The 9,139-nt window shown below is 59.3% G+C and carries 5 protein-coding genes; 2 read left to right on the forward strand and 3 right to left on the reverse strand.

Annotated features, from left to right (window positions below; translation table 11 throughout):
- Positions 1–411: 411 nt before the first annotated feature.
- From fdhF to CLV89_RS21555, 3 genes are all read right to left on the reverse strand, one after another.
- On the reverse strand, positions 412–3,186 hold the full coding sequence (fdhF, locus tag CLV89_RS21545) for a formate dehydrogenase subunit alpha (protein WP_106165652.1): 2,775 nt from the start codon (positions 3,184–3,186) through the stop codon (positions 412–414).
- 140 nt (positions 3,187–3,326) lie between these two features.
- Positions 3,327–5,015 (reverse strand): NAD(P)H-dependent oxidoreductase subunit E, encoded by a 1,689-nt coding sequence (locus CLV89_RS21550; RefSeq protein WP_106165653.1) that lies wholly within the window; start codon positions 5,013–5,015, stop codon positions 3,327–3,329.
- A 91-nt stretch (positions 5,016–5,106) separates the two neighbouring features.
- Complete coding sequence (locus tag CLV89_RS21555) at positions 5,107–5,994, reverse strand: LysR family transcriptional regulator (RefSeq protein WP_106165654.1); 888 nt, start codon at positions 5,992–5,994, stop codon at positions 5,107–5,109.
- Positions 5,995–6,332: 338 nt separating this feature from the next.
- Here CLV89_RS21555 and CLV89_RS21560 point away from each other — a divergent pair, with 338 nt between their 5' ends.
- Positions 6,333–6,902 (forward strand): hypothetical protein, encoded by a 570-nt coding sequence (locus CLV89_RS21560; protein WP_106165655.1) that lies wholly within the window; start codon positions 6,333–6,335, stop codon positions 6,900–6,902.
- A 35-nt stretch (positions 6,903–6,937) separates the two neighbouring features.
- The gene (locus CLV89_RS21565) at positions 6,938–8,788 is read left to right on the forward strand and encodes a methyl-accepting chemotaxis protein (protein ID WP_106165656.1); all 1,851 of its coding nucleotides are present in this window, start codon (positions 6,938–6,940) and stop codon (positions 8,786–8,788) included.
- Positions 8,789–9,139 lie beyond the last annotated feature (351 nt).

A 9,139-nucleotide genomic window follows, 5' to 3' on the forward strand; every position in this document is an offset into this window, starting at 1 on the left:
CCTGCGTCGCCGCCGCCCCGTCTAGTCTGTCACCGTAGCGCCTCAGCGCCGCCGGTAGAGGGGGTTCTAAGGTTAGACCCAATGAGCCGCAACCCAAAAATACCAAAACCGCACAAAAAATGCGAAACTTCTGTGAACTATGTTTAATATCAAAGCGTTAAGCCTTCAAAAAACACTTCCACCCCACCGCTTTCGCCCCGTTCCACCCGCCAAACACATCCCCAACTCCCCGCAAAAACCACTTATCCACAAGCCGCCCCCACTTACCCACAGACTCAACCGCGGAATCGCGTCGCGACTCGCAGACCAAACAAACAAAACGAGTCGCACCCAGCGCGAAACCCAGCCGCTAAAACAAAAAAGCGCAGAGGAAATCCTCCGCGCTTTGTCTTGTTGCCACTCTATAGGGGATCACTCCGCCGCGATCTGGCCCTTCGCCTTCTCTACCCGCACGGCAGAGAATTTGAATTCCGGGATCTTGCCATAGGGGTCGATCGCCGGGTTGGTCAGGATATTGGCCGCCGCCTCCACATAGGCGAAGGGCACAAACACCATGTCCTCTGCGATCGCCCTGTCCGCACGGGCCATGATCTCAATGGCCCCCCGCCGCGTGGACAGGCAGACCATCTCGCCCGGCTCGACGCCCAGCGCCCGCAGGGTCTTGGGGTGCAGGGAGCAGTTGGCCTCGGGTTCGACCGCATCCAGCACCAAGGACCGCCGGGTCATTGATCCGGTGTGCCAATGTTCCAGCTGGCGACCGGTGGTCATGATCATCGGGAACTCCGCATCCGGTGCCTCATCCGGTGGGATGACGCTGGCGGGGGTGAACTTCGCCCGTCCCTCGGCACGCGGGAAGCCGTCGCCAAAGACGATCGCCTGACCGGGGTCGGTCTCGTGCAGCGACGGGTAGGTGATGGTCTCGGTCTCCAGACGCTCCCATGTGATATTGTCGAGCGACTTCATGTTAAGCTTCATCTCGGCAAAGACTTCGGACACATCATTGTAAGCCCAGGGCAAACCAATGCGCTGCGCCAGCTCCACGGTGATCTTCCAGTCCTCGCGTGCCTCGCCTGGAGGCGTGACGGCGGGGCGCACGCGTTGTACCTGGCGGTTGGTGTTCGACACGGTGCCGTTCTTTTCATAGAGTGTCGAGGCCGGCAGGATCACATCGGCAAAGTTGGCAGTCTCAGTCAGGAAGATGTCCTGCACCACCATCAGGTCCAGCTTGGCAAAAGCCTCGCGGGCGTGATCCGCATCTGGGTCGGACATTGCCGGGTTCTCACCCTGAATGTACATGCCCTTGATATTGCCCGCATAGACCTGATCGACGATCTCGGTCACCGTGAGGCCCTTCTCGTTGGAGAAGTCGCCGCCGCCCCAGACATCGGTAAAGCTCTTGCGGATGCCATCATCCATCACCGATTGGTAGTCCGGCAGGAACATCGGAATGAGACCCGCGTCAGACGCGCCCTGCACATTGTTCTGTCCGCGCAGCGGGTGCAGGCCAGCGCCGGGCTTGCCCACATTGCCGGTCATCAGGGCAAGAGAGATCAGGCAGCGGGAGTTGTCGGTGCCGTGGATGTGCTGACTGACCCCCATGCCCCAGAAGATCATGCCGGCTTCGGCCCCGGCAAAGATACGCGCCACCCGACGCAGCTGTTCAGGAGAGATACCGCAGATTTCGGACATGGCTTCCGGGGTGAAGGCCTTCAGGTGTTCCTTCTCGGCCTCCCAGTTCTCGGTCCAGCGGTGGATATACTGGCTGTCGTAGAGCTCTTCTTCCACGATCACATTCATGATCGCGTTGAGCATCGACACGTCTGCGCCGGGGCGGAATTGCAGCATCTCGTCGGCGTAGCGGCGCATGCCGACCCCGCGCGGATCCATCACGATCAGCTTGCCACCGCGTTTGGTGAACTGCTTGAAATAGGTCGCCGCAACGGGATGGTTCTCGATCGGGTTGGCGCCGATGATGATCGCCACATCAGAGTTTTCGATCTGATTGAAGGTTGCAGTCACAGCACCACTGCCCACGTTTTCGATCAGCGCCGCCACCGAAGAGGCGTGGCACAGGCGGGTGCAGTGGTCGACGTTATTGTGTTTAAAGCCCTGACGAATGAACTTCTGGAAGAGATAAGCCTCTTCATTGGTGCATTTGGCCGAGCCGAAACCGGCAACCGATTTCGGGTCTTGATCGCGCAGCTTGACGAGCCCTTTGGCGGCGACATCCATCGCCTCTTCCCAGGTTGCTTCGCGGAAATGGGTCATCAGGTTGCCGGGATCGACGTTGAGACCCTTGGCAGGGGCATCGTCGCGGCGGATCAGCGGCTTGGTCAGCCGGTGCGGGTGATGGATATAGTCAAAGCCAAAGCGGCCCTTGACGCAAAGACGGCCTTCGTTGGCCGGGCCGTTGATGCCCTCAACATATTTGACCTTGTTGTCCTTGACCTTGAGCGAAACCTTGCACCCCACTCCGCAGAACGGGCAGACGCTTTCGGTTTCCGTGTCGTAATCAGCGCGGTCGCCAACCTGGTTCTCATCCACCACGGTGGCTGGCATCAGCGCGCCGGTCGGGCAAGCCTGGACGCATTCACCGCAGGCAACGCAGGATGAGTCTCCCATAGGATCGGCGATGTCGAAGGTCGGATAGGCGTCATGCCCACGCCCCGCCATGCCGATCACATCATTGACCTGCACTTCGCGGCAAGCGCGTACGCAAAGGCCGCAGGAGATACAGGCATCGAGGTTGACGCTCATGGCGACATGGCTGTCGTCCAGCAGCGGGATGCGACCCTCTTCGACCTTGGGGAAGCGCGACTCCGAAACCCCGTTCAGCTCTGCCATGTCCCAGAGATGCGAGGACTTGTCGTGCGCCTCGTCCTGTTTCGGCTGGTCGGCGACCAGCAGCTCCATCACCATCTTGCGCGCCCCTTCGGCGCGGGCGTTGTTGGTGGTGACGACCATGCCATCGGCAGGTTCGCGAATGCAGGAGGCGGCCAGCGTGCGCTCGCCTTCGATCTCCACCATGCAGGCGCGGCAGTTGCCATCCGGGCGGTAGCCGGGCTGCGGCTTGTGACACAGATGCGGGATCTTCAGGCCGCGACCATTGGCGACCTCCCAGATGGTCAGACCCGCCTCTGCGGTGACCTGTTCGCCGTCGAGGGTGAAGGTGATTTGCTTCGACATGGCTCAGATCTCCTTAGCTTGCGAAGATGAGGTGAGGGCTGCGACTGACCTTGGGGAGGCGCAATCGCGCACTCCCGCGGGGAAAGTCAGGCGCGGCCCGGTGGTTCCCACCGGGCGAGACATCATTGCGGAGGCCATGCTCAGACCTCCTCGGGGAAATGTTTGATGGTCAGGCGGATCGGGTTCGGCGCGGCCTGACCCAGACCGCAAATCGAGGTGTCGATCATCGCGGCACTCAGCTCTTCCAGCAGATCCTGATCCCATTTTTCCGCTTGCATCAGCTTCACGGCCTTTTCGCAGCCGACCCGGCACGGGGTGCACTGGCCGCAGCTCTCATCCTCGAAGAAGCGCAGCATGTTCAGCGCCGCATCACGGGCGGAATCCTGATCCGACAGCACCACCACGGCGGCAGAACCAATGAAGGACCCATGTGGCTGCAGCGTGTCGAAATCGAGCGGGATGTCATCCATATGCGCCGGCAACAGGCCGGAGGATGGCCCCCCCGGCTGATAGGCCTTGAAACCATGACCATCCAGCATGCCACCGGCCGCCTCGATCACATCCAGAATGGTGGAGCCCGCAGGCAGCAGATGCACGCCCGGATTTTTCACACGACCGGATACGGAGTAGGAGCGCAGCCCCTTGCGGCCATTCTTTTCGACCGCGTTCAGGCACTCCGGCCCTTCGCGGTTGATCTTGGTGACCCAGTATAGTGTCTCGACGTTATGCACGAGGGTCGGCTGGCCAAAGACGCCCACCTGCGCCACAAAGGGCGGACGGTGGCGCGGCTCGCCGCGCTTGCCTTCGATCGACTCGATCATCGCGCTTTCTTCACCGCAGATATAGGCCCCTGCCCCACGGCGCAGGTCGATATAGCCTTCCTCGACGATGCCCGCCGCTTCCAGCGCGGCAATCTCACGGCGCAGGATTTCCAGCACCGCCGGATATTCGTCGCGCATGTAGATAAAGGCTTTTTCCGCCTCGACCGCCCAAGCTGCGATCAACATGCCCTCGAGAAAGACATGCGGCGTGCGTTCCAGATAGTAGCGGTCCTTGAAGGTGCCCGGTTCGCCCTCATCGCCATTCACGGCGAGATAGCGCGGACCTTCGTTCATGCGCACAAAGCCCCATTTCTTGCCCGACGGAAACCCCGCGCCGCCAAGGCCGCGCAGCCCGGCAGACAGAACCTTGTCCTGCACCGCCTCCCAATCGCCATTGGCGCGGAGGTCCTTCAGCACCTCATAGCCGCCCGCGATGGCATAGGCGCGGTAGTCCTCATACTGCGGCAGATGCGCGTGAGTATCCTCTGCCGCGATGGCCGCCTCGACCTTGGCCACGGAAGCGTGATCGATATGGTTGTGACCGATTTCCAACACGGGCGCGGTGTCGCAACGGCCCATGCAGGGCGCACGCAGAACGCGGACCTGAGTGGGGTCCATGCCGTCCTCCAGCGCCTGTTTCAACTGCTCGGCCCCGGCCAGCTCGCACGAAAGCGAGTCGCAGACCCGGATGGTCAGCGCCGGTGGTGGGGTTTCGCCTTCCTTCACTACGTCGAAATGGGCGTAAAAGCTTGCAACCTCATAGATTTCCGCCTGCCCCACACGCATTTCCTCGGACAATGCCCGGATATGCGCCGCAGAGATGTGACCGAACTGGTCCTGCACCAGATGCAGGAACTCGATCAGCAAATCGCGGCTGCGCGGGCGGTCCCCCAAAAGGTCGAGGATGTCGGAATGGGCCTGATCGTCAAGCTGACGGCCCTTGGGCGTCTTGCGCCCCTTGCCGCGTCCAGATTTCCAAACGCCAGATGTGTTGTCCAAGGGTGCCATGGGTGTCTCCCAACTCAGGTGCCTGAAACCGCAATCACACCCTCATTCCCCATGGTCAAATTTGAATGCCCGAAGGCGCGATAAGATAAGCTTATGATGCAGCTGCGGCGATGACACTCTTGAGCGCACGGAGCGTCGTCAGCTCCGGTTGCCGCTCTACACTTGCGAGGCAAATCGGACGTGCGGGCTCCGGGTCGACCAAGGGCAGAGCAAGTGTCCCCTCAATCGGTCCCAGCGCCTCCACAAGAGCGCGCGGCAGAATGGTCGCGACAGACCCTCCGCGCGCCATGACCATGGACGCCATGAAGCCTGTCGATTCCGACATAACCTCCGGACGCAGATCGAGGTCTGCAAAGATACGGTCCAAGATACGGCGATTTTGCATCTGCGGCTCAAGCAGGCTCAAGGGTAGTTTTGCCGCGTCCGTCCAGCTTATAGACGTCGCGTGAGACCCCAGCATGTCCTGAGTTGCGAGCAAAACATAGGTTTCATCATAGAGCGGCAGCAGGCTCATATTCTCCTGCACGACGCTGTCACTATAGGTCACGCCTGCATCCAGCGTACCATCATAGAGACGTTGCTGGATCGTGAGCGAGGTGGTGACTTCGAGGCGGACCAGAAGGCGCGGATGCGCTTGGTGCAGTTGATCAATCAACTTGGCCGCAAAGGAGGTCGCAGTGGGCACGGCGCCAATAACAAGCGCACCGGTCACCTCACCCCGCGCTGCGGCAATTTCCTGATCCAGCGCCTTGGCATCATCGAGAATGCCGCGCGCTCGATCCACGATCATCTGCCCTTCGCCCGTCAGGCCCTGAAACCGGTTTCCGCGACGCACGATCGACAGACCCAGTTTATCCTCCAGGCTACGGATCCGCATGGAAAACGCAGGTTGGGACATATGGCACGCTTCTGCCGCCTTGGCGAAATGTCGATGACGCGCCAGCGCCGTCAGCAATTGCAGATCCTTCAGCTCAATCATCCGCACCAATCCGGTTTTAGATCACGTAAAATGCCGGTTCAGAAGATCTGAGATATCCCGTTGGGCAACATGAATTCCATACAATCAGCGCCAAAAAGATACTCTACCGAATTGGCCCCGACTGGGAGCAGCTTGAGCATGCGCCTTTTAACACTTTGAGATCAAGGCGTTTTGCGAAGATCCGAACCTGCTTTCACGCCCGCTGCAACCCCCACGGTCAAAAAGGTGCATGCCAAGGTAAATGCCGCGCAGCCGGGAGTTAATTGGCTGGTAAACTCTCTGCGCTAATCCAGAAGATGTGGATAATTACCGATGCCTCGTCTTGAAGGAGTTAAATCGTGCGTTTTGTACCTACCGTTGCAGCACTGCTGCTGGCCGCCCCAGTCTATGCGGCTGATGAATTCACCCCGGCCCTGCAAGCCTACATGGAAGATGAGATCAGCGGCTGGGCCAACGCTCCGGAAATCGTTGCGGCCATCCAAGCACAGAACGAAGCCCGCGATGGCATCACCCAAGCACAGATCGACGAGATGGACCAAGCCTGGCGCGCCTCGGTCGGCTCACCATCCAGCGACCCCATCGCTCCGATTCTGAACAATCCCGTATCCGACTCCCTGCGTGCGCGGGTCGAAGAGTCCATGGGCACGATTACGGAAGTATTCGTGATGGGCGCACATGGCCTGAACGTCGCGGCGTCAGATGTCACGTCCGACATGTGGCAAGGGGATGAAGCCAAGTTTCAGGATACCTTTGGCAAAGGCGCTGACAGCGTCCATATCAGCGAGGTCGAGCTGGATGAGTCCACGCAGCGCTATCAGGGCCAGATTTCCATGACCATCGTAGACCCCGAGACTGGATCTCCGATCGGCGCGATCACTGTTGGCGTCGACGCAGAGAGCCTTCTGTAATTCCTGCCCACACGGGCATCAGGATCGGTACATCTATGGCAATTCTCAAGAAAAAACCTCCGTCCATCAAAGGATGGTCCGTCTTTGCCAAGCTCAGCCTGTTGCTGGCGGCGGCAACCTTGGTCACCGCCACATTCATAACCGTGGCAAACAAGCTGATCATCGACCAAACAGTAAAGGCGGGCGTCGACACGCTTGGTGTCAACGTAACCTACTCCATTGCCTCGCGTAGCGGTGGTGCCATTCGGTTCGGCGACGAGGAAAAACTCAACGCCGATCTGGCGAAAGTCATCGAAATGTCAGAGGGGCGTTCGCTGCACGGCATTGCGGTCAATACCGACGGCAAGGTGATCGCCTCCTCCGGCACCGCAAACGAAGAGCAGATCGGCGCGCTTACGGCGCTGGCAACTGCAGCCGCGGAGGTCAACGCGGCCGAGACGAGCAATAGTGGCAACATGGTCGCAGCACCGGCCACAACGTCGAAGGGCGCAGCAGTTGGGGCGGTGGCGATGCTTTGGTCTAGCGCTGCGGCAAAGGCGGATGTTCTGGAGCGCCAGTTGATCGCCTATGGGGTTGCAGGTGGTATTTTCCTCCTCATGTGCTTGTTGTCTGCAATCATGCTGCGCCGCATTGTCAGCCGTCCACTCAGTGATCTTGGGACCAGCATTGTTCAGATCGCCGACGGAAACTACGAACAGCCGGGGCAATACTTGTCCCGCGCAGACGAAATCGGTCGCATCGCGCGGAACGTTGAAAACCTCAAACGCCAGTTGGCAGATGCACAAGAGCTGGCAGATGAGCGTGAACGCTCACAGGAATATCAAAAGCAAGTTGTCGAAGTTCTCAGCCACGCGCTGAAACAGATGTCGGATGGCGATCTGACACATGCTATCAGCGAAGCCTTCACTGAAGAGTATGAAACCCTACGCCGGAATTTCAACTCGACCCGTGCGACAATGGTCAGCATCATCGACTCCGTAATCGAGAGTTCAGAACGCATCCGCTCAAGCGCCGAACAGATCAGCGTATCTAGCGGTGATCTCTCTCAACGAACCGAAAGCCAAGCGGCGACGTTGGAAGAGACTGCTGCCGCCATGGAAGAGCTGAACGGTAGCGTTCGCTCTGCCGCGGAAGGGGCACGAAAAGTCGAAGGCATCATGGACGAGACCCGCTCCACAGCTGAGCAGAGCGGGAAAGTTGTGACCGATGCCGTGGATGCAATGTCCAATATCGAGGCATCGTCCAGCAAGATCTCAAAGATCCTGACCGTGATCGACGATATTGCCTTTCAGACAAACCTACTTGCATTGAACGCCGGCGTTGAGGCCGCCCGGGCTGGTGAAGCCGGGAGAGGTTTTGCTGTCGTCGCGTCCGAAGTGCGCGCATTGGCGCAGCGCTCGGCGGGAGCCGCCCAGGAAATCAAGCATCTGATCGTTGAAAGCACCGAACAAGTCGGCGAAGGCGTACGCCTCGTTGGCCGCACAGGCGAAGAGCTTGAAAAAATTATTGGCCGCGTCAGCACGATTTCTGGGCATGTGAGCGATATTGCCTTGGGCGCGGAGGAGCAATCAACCACTCTCAATGAGATCAACACCGGCGTCGCCCAACTCGATCAGGTGACTCAGCACAATGCTGCCATGGTCGAGGAAACGACCGCTGCCAGCCAAGTCCTTCGCAATGATGCCGCGCAATTGGCTCGTGTCGTAGCTGTGTTCAAAATCGATACGAAGCGGCAACGCGAAGACGATTTTGAAAGCGACCTGAACGCCGATACTATCGCGGTTGTTGCACAACAGGATACAAACAAAGCAGGCGAATCGGAACTGCCGCAAGACGACGCTTCAGACGCACCTATGAAATCGGCTGTCGGTTGGACCGACTTTTGAATCGCAGGGCGACGAAACGACAAGACAACTATATTTCTGTAACGCTGCCCCCTTCGGAAATAAACGCCGCCCGGTATGTCAAGGCAAAAGCTGACGAGATGTGGCGATCCAGAATGCCGGTTCTTCCTTCCGGCCATTCGCAGGGAAATCGGCAGAGCCTCTGCAGTAACTGCTGTGAAAATGGCCTGAAACCGTGCCTCAGCGCGGACACACCGCCGGGGCTTTGACGGAACCGTGGATCCAGAACGACCCTTAAATCGCTGCGGACAAAACATGGCTGGCCTCACAGCCGGTGTTTCCGACGATCACACTCTGTGAGTTCATAGGTGCAGCCTTGCTGCGCACACAAGG

This window comes from Tritonibacter scottomollicae, from assembly GCF_003003215.1.
In the GTDB taxonomy this organism is placed as follows: domain Bacteria; phylum Pseudomonadota; class Alphaproteobacteria; order Rhodobacterales; family Rhodobacteraceae; genus Epibacterium; species Epibacterium scottomollicae.